Annotated in this window: 14 protein-coding genes and 1 tRNA gene; 4 read left to right on the top strand and 11 right to left on the bottom strand. The window is 67.7% G+C overall.

All coding sequences use genetic code 11. The annotated features are described in order from the left end of the window. Window positions 1–13: 13 nt before the first annotated feature. On the bottom strand, window positions 14–1,510 hold the full coding sequence (locus MFF55_RS06480; RefSeq protein ID WP_238243261.1) for a caspase family protein: 1,497 nt from the start codon (window positions 1,508–1,510) through the stop codon (window positions 14–16). Window positions 1,511–1,678: 168 nt separating this feature from the next. Between MFF55_RS06480 and MFF55_RS06475 the strand changes: the two genes are divergently transcribed. Together MFF55_RS06475 and MFF55_RS06470 are read left to right on the top strand one after the other, a co-directional pair. Continuing rightward, window positions 1,679–1,918 (top strand): hypothetical protein, encoded by a 240-nt coding sequence (locus tag MFF55_RS06475; RefSeq protein ID WP_238243260.1) that lies wholly within the window; start codon window positions 1,679–1,681, stop codon window positions 1,916–1,918. Window positions 1,919–2,081: 163 nt separating this feature from the next. Beyond that, window positions 2,082–2,351, top strand: coding sequence for a hypothetical protein (locus MFF55_RS06470; protein ID WP_238243259.1), 270 nt, complete (start codon window positions 2,082–2,084; stop codon window positions 2,349–2,351). A gap of 148 nt (window positions 2,352–2,499) precedes the next feature. On the opposite strand, the gene MFF55_RS06465 is transcribed toward MFF55_RS06470, so the two are convergent. From MFF55_RS06465 to argC, 7 genes are all read right to left on the bottom strand, one after another. Next, window positions 2,500–2,576, bottom strand: a tRNA-Arg gene (locus MFF55_RS06465). Between the two features lie 142 nt (window positions 2,577–2,718). Next, window positions 2,719–3,477 (bottom strand): haloacid dehalogenase type II, encoded by a 759-nt coding sequence (locus MFF55_RS06460; protein WP_238243258.1) that lies wholly within the window; start codon window positions 3,475–3,477, stop codon window positions 2,719–2,721. Between the two features lie 183 nt (window positions 3,478–3,660). Beyond that, the gene (locus MFF55_RS06455) at window positions 3,661–6,828 is read right to left on the bottom strand and encodes an efflux RND transporter permease subunit (protein WP_238243257.1); all 3,168 of its coding nucleotides are present in this window, start codon (window positions 6,826–6,828) and stop codon (window positions 3,661–3,663) included. Window positions 6,829–6,856: 28 nt separating this feature from the next. After that, window positions 6,857–8,122 (bottom strand): efflux RND transporter periplasmic adaptor subunit, encoded by a 1,266-nt coding sequence (locus tag MFF55_RS06450; RefSeq protein WP_238243256.1) that lies wholly within the window; start codon window positions 8,120–8,122, stop codon window positions 6,857–6,859. 448 nt (window positions 8,123–8,570) lie between these two features. Then, window positions 8,571–9,104: a Ros/MucR family transcriptional regulator gene (locus MFF55_RS06445; RefSeq protein WP_238243255.1), complete on the bottom strand. Its 534-nt coding sequence runs from the start codon at window positions 9,102–9,104 to the stop codon at window positions 8,571–8,573. A gap of 477 nt (window positions 9,105–9,581) precedes the next feature. Then, window positions 9,582–10,052, bottom strand: a complete 471-nt coding sequence (locus MFF55_RS06440) for a nuclear transport factor 2 family protein (RefSeq protein WP_238243254.1) — start codon at window positions 10,050–10,052, stop codon at window positions 9,582–9,584. A 118-nt stretch (window positions 10,053–10,170) separates the two neighbouring features. Next, window positions 10,171–11,115, bottom strand: coding sequence for an N-acetyl-gamma-glutamyl-phosphate reductase (gene argC / locus MFF55_RS06435; protein WP_238243253.1), 945 nt, complete (start codon window positions 11,113–11,115; stop codon window positions 10,171–10,173). A 198-nt stretch (window positions 11,116–11,313) separates the two neighbouring features. On the opposite strand from argC, the gene MFF55_RS06430 reads away from it, so the two are divergent. Together MFF55_RS06430 and MFF55_RS06425 are read left to right on the top strand one after the other, a co-directional pair. Continuing rightward, the gene (locus MFF55_RS06430) at window positions 11,314–11,817 is read left to right on the top strand and encodes a DUF5872 domain-containing protein (RefSeq protein ID WP_238243252.1); all 504 of its coding nucleotides are present in this window, start codon (window positions 11,314–11,316) and stop codon (window positions 11,815–11,817) included. 221 nt (window positions 11,818–12,038) lie between these two features. Further along, entirely contained in the window at window positions 12,039–12,440 is a 402-nt protein-coding gene (locus MFF55_RS06425) for a SpoIIAA family protein (protein ID WP_238243251.1), read from the top strand. 279 nt (window positions 12,441–12,719) lie between these two features. On the opposite strand, the gene MFF55_RS06420 is transcribed toward MFF55_RS06425, so the two are convergent. From MFF55_RS06420 to rplM, 3 genes are all read right to left on the bottom strand, one after another. Further along, window positions 12,720–12,974 (bottom strand): hypothetical protein, encoded by a 255-nt coding sequence (locus MFF55_RS06420; protein WP_238243250.1) that lies wholly within the window; start codon window positions 12,972–12,974, stop codon window positions 12,720–12,722. An 80-nt stretch (window positions 12,975–13,054) separates the two neighbouring features. Continuing rightward, window positions 13,055–13,534: a 30S ribosomal protein S9 gene (rpsI, locus tag MFF55_RS06415; protein ID WP_238243249.1), complete on the bottom strand. Its 480-nt coding sequence runs from the start codon at window positions 13,532–13,534 to the stop codon at window positions 13,055–13,057. A 2-nt stretch (window positions 13,535–13,536) separates the two neighbouring features. After that, window positions 13,537–13,998 (bottom strand): 50S ribosomal protein L13, encoded by a 462-nt coding sequence (gene rplM / locus MFF55_RS06410; protein WP_238243248.1) that lies wholly within the window; start codon window positions 13,996–13,998, stop codon window positions 13,537–13,539. Window positions 13,999–14,250: the final 252 nt, after the last annotated feature.

The following is a 14,250-nucleotide window of genomic DNA, read 5'->3' as shown; positions in this document are numbered from 1 at the left end:
GGGCAGCTCTCGATCAGCGCCGGAACTGCTTCACCGCCGAGACCGAACCGTCGGCGTAGACGATCTGCGCCGAGGCCGAGCGGGTGCCCGGCGGCGCCTTCAGGTAGGGCACGAAGCTCGAGGGGATCGCGAAGGGGTTCGCCTCGTCGCAGGGCGGCAGGACGACGACGCGGTCCGGCTCGGGACGGTCGAGGCCGATCCGAAGCTCCTTGATGGCGCAGCGATAGGAGACGAGCGAGGTGTAGTAGAGCAGGACGCCGTTGAAGTTCCGGAACTCGAGCCAGCTCCCGCCCACCATCTCGATGATGCGCCGCTGGTCGCGGACCAGGGCGACCCGCGGATCGAAGGCGATCGGGAAGGGGCCGACGGTCACGCCGGCGGCGTCGACGTAGCGCAGGTAGATCGTGGCCGCCGCCGTCCCGACGTCCAGGTGGAACGACGGGTTCGGCATGCGCCGTCCGGTGCGCTGGTCGATGACGTCGAGAAGGTCGGTATCCGCGTAAGCGCCGCTCTCGCCGAGCCGCCAGGACAGGCCGATCGCCGGTTCCGGCAGGGAGATCGTGGCCTGCCAGCCTGAATTGCTTCGCGAGAAGCTGACGAGCGGCCCGTTGACGGGCGCGTTGCCGCCCGCCGTCGGGTTGGATTGTATCGGCGGGAGGGCCGCGACCTGCGCGGGCTTGGCCGGCGGTGCTTCGGGCGGCGCCGTGCTCGGGAGCTTTGCGGTCAGGGCCGGCGCGGCCTGCACCGGCGGGCGGCCGGAATCGTCGCGGACGAAGAAGAAGTCCTCGCCCGGCAGCGAGCCGTAGACGAACGGCTCCTGCTTCTTGCCGGTCGCGGCCATGACGTCGTCGCGCACGAGGCGGAACAGCTTGTTGATCTCGAGCCCCGGCGTCGGGAGGCGCCGGGAGAGCGCCTGAACGAAGGGGCTGTGCTCGCCCTCCCCGTCCAGGGCCGTCTGGCCGTGCTTGGCCGCGAAGGCGACGAGGGTGCCGCCCTCCGGCTCCATCCGGGCGAGCCCGCGCCCGATGGAGCGCGTCGCGGAGGTCCGCCGCATGCTCGCCACGAAGGGGTTGTCGCGGCAGGCGTCGAGAATGACGAGCCGGAGCTTTCGCGCCGCCTCGATGGCCTGCAGCACCCGGTCGAGCGGCACCGCCTCGTCCGCGATGGAGCGGTCGCTCTTGAGCCTGGCATCGACGGGGACGACGTAGTTGGTCCCGTCGATCTCGATGCCGTGGCCGGCAAAGTAGACGAGGGCCCAATCCGCCCGCTCCGCCGCTTCCGAGAACGTGTTCAGCGCGGCGATGAGCTCGCTCCGGCTGGCATCGGAGACCACGGTCACGGCCTGGAACCCGGACCCGCGCAGGGCCTCGGCGACGCGGGTCGCGTCGCGCGGCGGATTGGGCAGCGGTGCCACGGCGGCGTAGCGGCCATTGCCGATGACGAGGGCGACGCGTGTTTCCGCCGCCGCCGGCATCGCGGCGATGGTCGCCGCCAAGAACGCCAGATGCAAGAACGCGAGACGCCTGCCCATCAAGCCCACCTCTGCAGGTCCATTCGCCCTACCGTTACGATATGGCCTGCCGCACGGGAAGGCGTGCGGCGGGACCTCAAACCCGAGCGAACGGTCACCCATTGCATTCGCTAATGAACCGCGGGCAGCCAGGGCCGTTCGTGAGGAATGGCGACCATCGCGATCCTCATCGGCACGCCGAACGGTACCCGACTCCTGGCCGCGTCCGTGGAGCGGGAGGCGGCGATCATGGCCGAGGCGGTCCTGTTCAAGGTGGAGCGCGACGCCCTGCCGGTTCCTCTCTGGGTCCAGTGCGGCGATGCCGGCATCGCCGGCCGACTCACCCGCTACCTCGTCGAACTTCAGACCGACCTGATGGCGGCCGGCGCCGACAGGACGCCCTCATAGCTCTCGTCGGCGTTCCACGGCGGACGCCGAGCGGCATTCAAGGGCGCCTCGATCTTCGCCGGCCCTGGTGTGCGATTGCGCACGATCGGGTGAGGGAGCCGAAACCTTTGGAGGCCCGAACCGGTTGTTAGTGCACAACTCAATTGGAGTAAGGGATTTGGTCATGAAGAGAATTCTTGCCGTCGGTACCCTGACCCTGGCGCTCGCGGGTTCCGCTTTCGCGCAGGGCACGCCCTACCGCCAGCCCGGCGCCACCGGCACCATCGTCACCCAGCAGCCGAACACCACGGGCAGCTCGCCGGACCTCGTGATCTCGCGCGGCGCGACCGGCGCCGACACGGCGACCTCGAGCTCGGCGGCCGGCGGCAACGCCAACCTGCCCGAGCGCGCGGTTCCGAACGGCAGCGCGGGCGGCGGCGGCGGCGGTCGCTGAGGCGAGGCGCGCCGGTCCGTTACGAAGGACCGGTTCTTGAACCAAGAAAGGGCCTGCAGCCGAAAAGTTGCGGGCTCCTTTTGCATGCGCTGACCGGGAAAGCGAAACCGTGCGGGCCTGAGGCGGAGACTGGAACGGGATCGCAGGATGGCGACCCCGGTTGGGCTCGAACCAACGACCTGCCGCTTAGAAGGCGGCTGCTCTATCCAGCTGAGCTACGGAGTCGGACGCCGGAACCCGTCTACCAGTCCCTTTTTCCGAAGTCGACAGCGCCCTGATGCTCGCCGGAACGTGCGGTCCCGAGGTCCGCGCAGGAGGATTGGACCGCTATCTCCGCTTCTCCTAGTGCTCACCGCCCGCGGCTGGGTCAGCAGCCGAGCGCGTCGGCGGCGGCGATCAGGCTGTCAGCCTCGACATCCCAGTGTTCGGTGGGGGCTAGGTCGGTGGTTTGGGCCGGCCCATGTTCGGTCGGGCGGCGCACGAACACCGTTCGCAGTCCGAGGGCGCGAGCCGCCCTCAAATCCTCGTTGTGGGCCGCGATCATGCCGACCTGCGCGGGCGGCAGGCCCACCGCCTCGGCGGAGCGCAGGTAGGTCTCCGGCCTCGGCTTGTAGCTGCGAGCCACCTCGGCCCCGACGATGATGTCCCAGTGCAGGCCGCCGAACCGGGCGAGCCGCATCATGCCGGCGAGGTGCCCGTTCGAGAGCGCGCCGATGGCGAAGCGGCGCTTGAGGCGGGTGAGTCCCTCGACGCTGTCTGGCCAGGGGTCGAGCCGCTCCCAGCAGCGGTTGAGCGCCGCGAGGTCTTCCGCGGCGATGCCATCGATCGCGACCCCGTGGCGGGTCAGGACCACCCTCAGGTTCTCGAGGTTGAGGATGTCGAGGCGAACCCAAGGTCGCCGGCCCGAGCGGACTTCCTCCATGCTGGGCTGGTAGAGGGCGCGCCACTCGTCTGCGAAGGCGAGGGGATCGACGGCGATGCGATGGCGGTCGAGGAAGGGGGCAGCCGCGCGGGCGACGCCGGAGCGCCAATCGACGACCGTGCCGAACACGTCGAAGCCCAGGAACTCGACGCCGGCCATGGCGTCCGGACCATGGCTCGGCCGCGCCTCGGGATGATGGCTCATCGTCGCGTTGTCTCCATCCTGGCCGCCAATCCCCTTCCAACGCTTCTCAAAGGCGGCGTGCTCCTGATCCGGGAACTGCCGATGGTCCCGAGCTCGAGCGACGTGACGGCCCGACATGCTGTCGAAAGGATTGCCTCTCGCTCCAGCCTGTCCGCCGGGCCAGGGTCGGGTTCGCGGTCCGGACTACGCCGCCCGCGCCTCTTCGATCCGTTCCTCGCGAGCAGCCTCGCCCTGGGCTGCTGGTCTGCGCCTCGAGAAGACGAGGATCAGGACGGGGAGGATCAGGAGGATCAGCACCGGCGCCAATGCCATGCCGCCGACCACGACGAGGGCCAGCGGCTTCTGCACCTGCGAGCCGACGCCGTCGGAGAAGGCCGCCGGCAGCAGGCCGACGCCGGCCACGACGCAGGTCATCACGACGGGGCGCATCTGCGTGTAGCAGGTCTGGAGCATCGCCTGGGTGCGCTCCAGGCCCGTCGCGAGCAGGGCGTTGTACTGCGTGATGACGATGATGCCGTCCATCACAGCGATGCCGAGCAGTGCGATGAAGCCGATGGCGGCGGAGACGCTGAAGGGTGTGGCCGTGAAGGCGAGCGCGAAGATGCCGCCGGCGACCGCCATCGGGATCACGCTGAGCGCGAGCAGGGTGTCGGCGAGGGAGGAGAAGTTGATGTAGAGCAGCAGCGCGATCAGCGCGATGGCGAGCGGCACGGTGAGCGACAGGCGCGCCAGCGCGTTCTGCAGGTTGTTGAACTCGCCCACGAGCTCGATCCGGTAGCCCGGGGGAAGCGCGACCTCCGCCGCGACCCGCTCCCGCGCCTCGATGATCGCGCCGCCGAGATCGCGGTTGCGGATGCTGAACTTCACCGGCAGGTAGCGTTCCTGCCCCTCCCGATAGATGTAGGCCGGTCCCGACACGAGCTTGACCGTCGCCACCTCGTTCAGCGGCAGCGACATCGCCATGCCGTTGGCGCTCCGGCCCACGATCCGCAGGTTCCTGATCGACTGGATGCTCTGCCGGAAGGGTGCGGCGAGCCGCACCACCATGGGGTGATGCCGGTCGCTGTTGGCCTCGTAGAGGTCGCCGGCCTCGTCGCCGCCGATGGCGGTGCGCACCGTCGTGTTGATGTCGCCCGGCGTCAGCCCGTAGCGCGAGGCGCGAACCCGGTCGACGTCGATCTGGACCGTCGGCTGCCCCAGCGAGGTGAAGACGCCGAGGTCGGTCACGCCCTCGATGTTCGTGAGCACGGATTTGACCTGGCCCGCGACCCGGGTCAGCGTCTCGAGGTCGGGGCCGAAGACCTTGAAGGAGTTCTCGCCCTTGATGCCCGAGACCGCCTCGGCGACGTTGTCCTGCAGGTACTGCGAGAGGTTGAACTCGACGCCGGGAAACTCGGCGCGCAGGCGGCCGAAGAGCTCGTCGACGAGTTGGTCCTTCGATACGCCCGGCCGCCACTGCTCCGCGGGCTTGAGAGGCGCGAAGAACTCGCCGTTGAAGAAGCCGGCCGCGTCGGTGCCGTCGTCGGGCCTCCCGTGCTGGGAGACGACGCGCTCCACCTCCGGGACGGCGGCGATAATCCGGCGCATCCGGTTGACGTAGTCGTTGCTCTCGTCGAGCGAGATCGTGGCCGGCATGGTGCCGCGGACCCAGAGATTGCCCTCCTCGAGCTTGGGCAGGAATTCGAGGCCGAGGCTGCGCGCGGTCAGGCCGATCCCGGCGAGGAGCAGCAAGGCGCAGGCGAGCGTGAGGATGCGGTTGCCGATGGCCGCGCGCACGGCCGGCCGGTAGAGCCGGTCGAGGGCGCGGACCAGGAAGGTCTCGACCTCCTTGACGTGGTTCGGCAGCAGCAGGGCCGAGAGCACCGGCGTGACCGTGAACGTCGCGATGAGACCGCCCAAGAGCGCGTAGGCGTAGGTCTGCGCCATCGGGCCGAAGATGTATTGCTCGACGCCCGTCAGCGTGAAGAGCGGCAGGAAGCCCGTGATGATGATCACGGCCGCGAAGACGATCGAGCGCCCGACATCCGAGGAGGCGGCGGAGATCTTCTGCAGCTTGGCCGCGAAACCGCCCGGAGCGCCTGCCGCTGCCGCCGCGACGACCGCGTGCCCGGACAGGTAGCGGAAGATGCTCTCCACCATGATCACGGTGCCGTCCACGATCAGCCCGAAATCGAGGGCGCCGACGGAGAGGAGATTCGCGGATTCGCCCCTCGCGACGAGGATCGCGACGGCGAAGAACAGGGCGAAGGGGATGGTGGCGACGACGATCAGCGCGCTGCGCAGGTTGCCGAGGAACAGCCATTGCACGATCAAGATCAGCGCGATGCCGAAGACCATGTTGTGCATCACGGTGTGCGTCGTGACCTCGATGAGGTCCGAGCGGTCGTAGACCCGCTCGATGCGCACGCCCGGCGGCAGGATGCCCGCCGCCTCGATCGCGGCGACCTCGGCCTTCACGGCCGCGATGGAGGGCGTGCTCTTCTCGCCCCGGCGCATCAGGACGATGCCCTGGACGATGTCGTCCTCGTCGTTCATCCCCGCGATGCCGAGGCGCGGCTGGTGGCCGATCGAGACGGTGGCGACGTCGCCGATGAGGACGGGCGCGCCGCCGGCCTGGCTGACCACGGTGCCGCGGATGTCGTCGACGCTCCGGATCAGGCCCACCGCACGGACCACGGCGGATTGGCCGCCGATCTGGATCCGGTTACCGCCGACGTTGAGGTTGCTGTCCTTGAGCGTCTGCATGACCTGCGGCAGGGTCACGCCGACGGCGTTGAGGCGGTCGAGGTCGACAGCGACGTCGTAGGTCTTCGTCTTGCCGCCCCAGCCGATCACGTCGATGACGCCGGGCACGGCACGGAACCGGCGCTTGAGCACCCATTCCTGCAACGTCCGGAGGTCGGTGACGCTGTAACCCTCGGGCGCGCTCAGCTTGTAGCGGAAGATCTCGCCGATCGGGCTCACCGGCGAGATGGCGGGCTTGGCCCCGTTCGGCAGCGCGTCGAGCTGCGCCAGGCGGTTGAGGACCTGCTGCTCGGCCTGCTGATAGGTGAACTCGAAGCCGAATTGCAGCTTCACGTCGGACAGGCTGTAGAGCGAGTTGGTGCGGACCTCCTTGAGGTAGGGCAGACCCGAGGTGCCGATCTCGATGGGGATCGTGATGTAGCGCTCCACCTCCTCCGCCGAGAGCCCGGGCACCTGGGTGACGACGTTCACCATCGGCGGCGTCGGGTCGGGATAGGCCTCGATGTTGAGGGAGCGCAGGGCGCCCAGGCCCCCGATGATGAGGAGGACGAAGGCGAGCACGACCAGCACGCGCTGGCGCAGGGCGAGGTTGACGATGGCCTTCATCGCATCACGTATCCCTCGCGCATCGACGTCAGTCCTGGGCGGCCATGCGGTCGATGAACAGCGCGCCCTTGGAGATCACGGTCTCGCCCGCCGCCAAGCCTTCGAGGACCTCGAGATTGCCGTCGTTCAGGATGCCGGGCTTGATGCGGCGGTGCTCGACCACGTTGCCGTCCTTGAGCACCCAGACGCTCGCCTTCTCACCCTCGAGGATGACAGCGGGTCGGGGCACGGAGAGCGACACGTTCTCGTACTCGTTGATGATGCGCACCGTCGCGTACATCTCGGGCTTGAGCAGGTTGTTGCTGTTGTCGATCTCGCCGCGCACGACGATTCGGCGCGTCGCCGGGTCGACGGAGGTGCCAATGAAGTTCACCCGCGCCCCGAAGACCCGGTCCGGATAGGCGAGGACCCGGAATTGCAGCCGCTCGCCCAGGCTCACCTTGGCCGCGTCGGGCTCGCGCAGCTGAGCCACGAGCCAGACCAGCGATAGGTCGCCGATGACGTAGGACGGGTCCGTCCCGCCCGTGGCCACGTATTGCCCGGGTCCGATCTTGCGCTGGATGATCGTGCCGCTGAGCGGCGCGTTGATCATCGTCTCGGCATTGATCACGCCCTTCTGCTGGAGCGCGGCCATGTCGGCATCCTTGAGGCCGAGGATGCGCAGCCGGTTGCGCACTGCCTCCAGTCCGACCTCCGCGGTCTTGAGATCGTTCGTGGCGTTCGAGAGGTCGTTCTGCGCGGTCTGAAGCTCACGCAGGGTCGTCACGCGCGTGTCGAAGAGGTCACGGAGGCGTTTCTCGACCGTCTGTGCGTAGAGGGATTGCGCGCGGCTCTTGTTCAGCACGTTGAGGGCGGCGAGGTAGTCGTTCTGCGCCTGGACCATCTCGTTGGCCTGGACCGAGAACAGCGGCACGCCCTGGTTCACGTATTGCCCTGTCCGCCCGAAGATCGCGACGACGCGTCCGGGATAGGGTGAGAAGATCGGGGTGGCCCTATACTCGTCGACGCCGATCTTCCCCTCGGTGACGATCTCCTCGTAGAAGAACTTGTGGTCGACGCTCGCCGTCGTGAGGGTCGCGAGCTGCTGCTCCGTGAGCGCGAAGCCGCCCTTGGAGGGCGGCGCGAGGGCCGCCGGCGTGCCGACCGCTGCGGTCGACGGTGCGGCAGCCGCTCCTATCGAGCGCTGATACCAGAACGCTCCGCCCACACCAGCCAGAAGCGCCAGGACGATCGCGACCTGGAGCCAGGGCTTCAGGGCGATCGGTCCCTTGGTTATGCCATCCGCATTGCTCATGCGCCCTCAACCCGTGTTGAGGCGCTGGGCCGAGGCGACCCGCGACAACCACTGCCCGCGTTGCGCGCCGATCCCGCCTCAGGGACTACGCCCCAGCCCATCCGAAGTCCTCAACGGACTAGAGAGCGGACGTGACAGCGATGTGAACGGCAGGATGTGTCTGAAGTTGATCGTGGGGGCCGCGCAGGTCGCCGGGCGCGAGCCTTCGGCGGGTTCTGCGCACGAGACGCATCATCCAACCACCATGGCGCAGGTTGCCCTGAACAGCAGGCCAGTATTCCCGTTAGAGGCGGCCAGCTTTCCTGAAGGCTAGCCCCGGCGCATCACACCATCGCGATGCGAGCCCGCAACGGCTCTGTTCAGCTAAAGCGTTGCGCTTCTTGGGCGGGGGCTGGCAATCTCTTGCTCAGCCCCCGTTACCTTGATCCCACGAGTCTTGCGAAGCGTCTCAGGCCGCCTGCTTCTTGCGGGGTGCGCGACGCTTCTTCTCGGGCGCGGCCTCGGCCGCCTCCGGCTCGCTCTCCTCGGCGACGCTCGTGCTTTCCTCGGGCGCGGCCTTGGCGGCGGACTTGCGGCGCTGCTGACCGAGGCCGAGGGCGCGGGCGAGTTCGGAGCGCTGCTCCGAATAGGCGGCCGAGGTCATCGGGTAATCAGGCGCGAGGCCCCACTTGGCGCGATACTGTTCCGGCGTCAGGCCGCGCAGGGTCAGGTGTCGGCGCAGGGTCTTGTACTGCTTTCCGTCCTCGAAGCTGATCAAGTAGTCCGCCGTGATGGAGCGCCGGATCTCCTGCGCGGTGGCCTTCGGCGGGCCGGCCTCGACCGCAGGGCCGCCGCTCGCGGTCACGCCCCGTATCGCCTCATGAACATCGCTGAGCAGCTTGGGAAGCTCGGCGCTCTGGACATGGTTGTTGCTGACATAGGCCGAGACAATGTCGGCTGCGAGGGTGATCAAGCGACCAGAGTCGAACTCGGTTTCGGTCATGATGTTTGCGCCGTTGCTGTCTCAGGTGATCGATATTTTGGAGCCTAAGCTCACGATCCTTCGCAAGCAAGATGTTCTTCCCGCGAGCGTGAACTTTTTCACGATTATTTGTGAAGGAAACGAGCCCATCTCACGCCGACCCTGTAAGAGAACGCTCTACCACCCCAAGGTTGACGGTGCGGCCACCTGCTATGTCCCAATTCTGGCCGTCGAACTGAGCCTCGCGTCGGGCCTGCAAGACCTCCGGTGGTCACTCGGCCAGTCGAATGCATCGTGTGACTCGAGGAGTGCAGCGAAGCCGCGATGATGCCGCTCTCGCCCCAGCGTCACGCCTTCGGCTGCCGGCGCGTGACCTTCAGCATCGAGGGAAAGCTCAGTACAGCCCACTTCGCGGATCGCAGGGCGAGTGCGGAAAAGCTCCGGCACCGCTGCGGGACACGCACGACGCGCCGAGGACCTGGAAGTGTCGCGGCAGGTCTAGAGGCCGAGATCCGACAATCCCGGGTGATCGGCCGGGCGGGGTCCCTGGGGCCAGTGGAACTTACGCTCGGACTCTCGGATCGGCACATCATTGATGCTGGCCTCGCGCCGCCGCATCAATCCGCCTTCCGTAAACTCCCACTGCTCGTTCCCGTGAGAACGGAACCATTGTCCCCCGTCGTCGTGCCATTCGTAGGCGAAGCGGGCGGCGATGCGGTTCTCGTGGAAGGCCCAGACTTCCTTGATCAGGCGATACTCGCGCTCGCGCTCCCATTTCTTCGCCAGGAACGCGACGATCGCTTCGCGGCCGCTGAAGAACTCTGAGCGATTCCGCCACCAGCTGTCCGGGGTGTAGGCGAGCGAGACGCGTTCCGGATCGCGGGTGTTCCAGGCGTCCTCGGCGCCGCGCGCCTTCGTGGCCGCGGTCTCGGCCGTGAAGGGCGGCAGCGGCGGGCGGGTGTCCGACATGCTCTGGCAAGCTCCGCGGTGATCGCCGAAAGCTTTGCCGTCGATGACCTCGTCTCGTCAATGCTGCAAAGCGCGAAGACGAAGGAAGGTCGGGGACCGAAGGCTCAGAGGATGAGCCTCAGTCGAGGCCGAGCATCAGGCCGATGTTCTGCACGGCGGCGCCGGAAGCACCTTTGCCGAGGTTGTCGAGGCGCGCCACGAGCACCGCCTGACCATGCGCGGAGGACCCGAACACCCGTAATTCCAGAAGATCGGTGTCGTTCAGCGCCTCGGGTTCCAGGCGCTCGACATGCGTTCCCGTAGCGGCGCCGGGAACAACCCTGACGATGTCCTGACCTTCGTAATAGGCGATCAGAGCGGCTTCGAGGTCGCCCGCACTCGGGCGATCGGGCAGCCCATCGAGGTGGAGCGGCACGCTTACGAGCATGCCCTGTCGGAAATTCCCGACCGAGGGGATGAAGATCGGGCGCCGCGTCAGGCGACTGTAGCTCTGCGTCTCGGGCACGTGCTTGTGCGCGAAGCCGAGCCCGTAGATCTCGAACGCCGCGCCGCGGCCGGCCTCGTAAGCCTCGATCATGCCCTTGCCGCCGCCGCTATAGCCGCTGACCGCGTTGATGCTCACGGGGTGGTCCGGCGGGATCAGCCCGGCCTCGACGAGAGGCCGGAGCAGCGCGATCGCCCCGGTCGGGTAGCAGCCGGGATTGGCGACCCGGCGCGCCTGCCGGATCTCCTCCGACTGACCGTCATGCAGTTCGGCGAAGCCGTAGGCCCAGCCGGGGCTGACCCGGTGCGCGGTGCTCGCGTCGAGGATGCGAGGGCCACCGTTCGGCAGCGCGTCGGCGAGCGCGACGGTCTCCCGCGCCGCGTCGTCCGGCAGGCAGAGCACGACGAGGTCGACGTCCTCCATCAGCGCGCGCTTGGCGGCGACGTCCTTGCGGTCCGCATGCGGCAGGCTTTTGAGCGTCACGCGGCCTTCCCGCTCCAGGCGCTCGCGGATGCTAAGGCCCGTCGTGCCGGCCTCGCCGTCGATGAACACGCTTGGCCGCGCGGCGCTCTCGCTCATGGGTAGGGCCCTTCTTGTGATGCGTCGCCGAGACGAAGCTCGCGACGCCGGCGCGACATGGATGGTGCGCGCTTGCCCGTCAACGGATGCCACGGGGTTGAGCACGGCTTCATGACGATAGGGCAGGTCGACGCTGCACCGGAACTCGCCAGCGAAGCACCGGTTGTCCGCCAAATCCACTTAATCGAGGTGCGCACGATGTCAGCAACCGCGGAGAAGACGGACCCGAAGCTCTGGGACAAGGTCAAGAAAAAGGTCACCGACTCGTCGAAGGGCGGCAAGCCCGGCCAGTGGTCGGCCCGCAAGGCGCAAGCGGCGACCAAGGCCTACAAGGACGCCGGCGGCGGCTACAAGGGCGAGAAGACCGGCGACAACCACCTGACGCAATGGACCGAGGAGGAATGGGGCACGAAGTCGGGCAAGGAGAGCGGCAAGACCGGGGAGCGCTACCTGCCGAAGGAGGCCCGGTCCGCGGTCTCGGACAAGGAGTACAAGCGAAGCTCCGACAAGAAGCGCGCCGACACCGCCAAGGGCAAGCAGTTCTCGAGGCAGCCGGCCGATGTCGCCAAGAAGGCTGCCGCGGCGCGCAAATCTGCCTCCGGCACCACGAAGACCGAGTTGATGAAGAAGGCGCAGGCGCGGAAGATCCCCGGCCGCTCGCGGATGTCGAAGGGCGAGCTCGAGAAGGCGCTCGGCGCCTGACCGCCGACGGCGGACATGTTCCTGTTGGGCAAGGTCTGACGCCTAGTACCGGCCACCTATCATCTTCCAGGCCCCCGCGCATCCGCCGCGGCAACAGGGGCCCCATGCTGATGCCGGAGGTCCTCGAAGGTGGCGACCGGATCCACCGCCGGCTGTCTGGATCAAAACCGATTGGTGCAAGGTTTCGGAGAAGTGTCCGCGAGGCGGTTTGGGAGAGCTTCATGAGCGCAGCACCGGACGGTTCGGTCATCCAGCGCGAGGCGCCGCGGGCCGATCTCATCGCCTTCGAGATCAAGGACAGGATCACGAAGCCGGACATCGAGTGGATGTCCTCCATCGCCGACGCGGCCATGACGACGCACGGCACGATCGACATGTTGCTCATCATGTCGAACTACGAAGGCACGGACCTCGGAGCGAGGTTCGACGGGTACGCCGGCTCTGTCATGGCGCGCTCGGTCGCACACATCCGCAAGTACGTCGTGGTTGGTGGGCCGCTGTTCGTGCGCGCCATGGTCACGCTGTCGGGGTCAGTCATGCCGGTCCAGACCAAGACCTTCGATCTGTCCGAGGAGGCGGCGGCCTGGGCCTACCTCGCTGAGGCCGGGCCGGCCGCGACCTGAGTCCGAGGCGGGACGGGGGATCGACCCGACGCGGTCGGCGGCCACCGTCACGCGGGTCTCCCGACGCGCCCAAATCGATAAACCTCCGACCGTTCCCAGGCTGGAGCATTTTCCGCCGAAGTGGTTACGGTCCGGCGAAAGAGAATGCGCTCGCCACGTCAGCGGTTCTGGGTCCTGCTGCGCGGCCTCGAATTGGCAACGGTGGTTTTGACCGGCGAGCTTCTCGCGCCTTCACCGCCAGATGCGAGTCTTACGTCGCGACTTGACTGCTTTCCCGCGTCACGCCTCGGCCAGCGTACCCCAGGAATCCTTCCAGACGCTCTGAGGGTCGATCACCACGATCTCGCGCGCGCCCTCGTTGGCCACGTGGACGGCAATCCCGAAGGCCTGGGCGACCGGCAGTTCACCGGTCGAGCTGAACTGGACGCCGTCCGCGAGCTTGACCTCGCCGACGACCTCCGCACCGGACCGCTTCAGGCAGAGCGTGACGGCAGAAGCGACGGGAGCCTGAACGCGCCGGAAACTGTTTGCCATGGTCCCGTCTCCGTCGCGGAGTTCAAAGAAAAGGGCGGCCGGAGCCGCCCTTTTTGGATGCAACGATCGGCGCGAGGGCCTCAGCGCTTCGAGAACTGGAAGCTGCGGCGAGCCTTCTTGCGGCCGTACTTCTTGCGCTCCACGACACGGGCGTCGCGGGTGAGGAAGCCCTCGCGCTTCAGCGGGCTGCGCAGCTCGGGCTCGTAATAGGTCAGGGCCTTGGAGAGACCGTGGCGCACGGCGCCCGCTTGGCCCGAGAGGCCGCCGCCATGCACGGTGACCGTGATGTCGTACTGGTCCACGCGGCCCGCGATCTCGAGGGGCTGGCGCAGGATCATCCGCAGCACCGGCCGGGCGAAGTAGGTCTCGATGGTGCGGCCGTTGACCACGACGGTGCCCTTGCCGGGCTTGATCCAGACGCGGGCGACCGCGTCCTTGCGCTTGCCGGTGGCGTAGGCCCGGCCCTGCGCGTCGAGCTTCTGGACATGGACCGGCGCCGCGTTCTCGGGCGATTCGACGTTCGACCGGTTGAGGTCGGCGAGGGACTGGAGGGTCGCCATGATCAAGCGCTCACGTTCTTGCGGTTGAGGGCGCCGACGTCGAGCGCCTGCGGCTGCTGGGCGGTGTGGGGGTGCTCGGTGCCCTTGTAGACCCGGAGGTTGCCCATGATCTGGCGGAAGAGCGGGCCGCGCGGGAGCATGCGCTCGACGGCCTTCTCCACGACACGCTCGGGGAAGCGACCGTCGAGGATATACTTGGCCGTGCGCTCCTTGATGCCGCCCGGATACCCGGTGTGGTGGTAGTACACCTTCTGCTCGCGCTTGCGGCCGGTGAACTTCACCTTCTCGGCGTTGATGACGATGACGTTGTCGCCGCAATCGACGTGGGGCGTGTAGGCGGGCTTGTGCTTGCCGCGCAGACGCATGGCGACGATGGAGGCGAGCCGGCCGACGACCAGGCCATCCGCATCGACGACGATCCACTTCTTGTCGACGTCGGCGGGTTTCAGCGAAGTGGTCTTCATCGCGCTGCTCATCCCGTGATGGTCCGTGTGATCTCTCGAAAAACGATGCGCCGCCGCGTTCGGGACGCGACGGCGTTGGCGGGTGCAATACGCGCGGGGTGCCGCGCCGTCAAGAGTCTTATTGCGCGCCTAAGCGCACAAACGCCAATACTCTGAGCGACTTCCGCCGTACGGTATCAAGGTACCGCGCTCGCGAGGTGCCGTGAAAACCCGCGGCGTTCACGTCCTCGCCATGGCCGAGCCGCGCGGATT

This window comes from Methylobacterium iners, from assembly GCF_022179305.1.
Taxonomy (GTDB): Bacteria; Pseudomonadota; Alphaproteobacteria; order Rhizobiales; family Beijerinckiaceae; genus Methylobacterium; species Methylobacterium iners.
The sequence above is the reverse complement of the archived record's forward strand: the minus strand, read 5'-3'. Positions and strand labels throughout refer to the sequence as shown.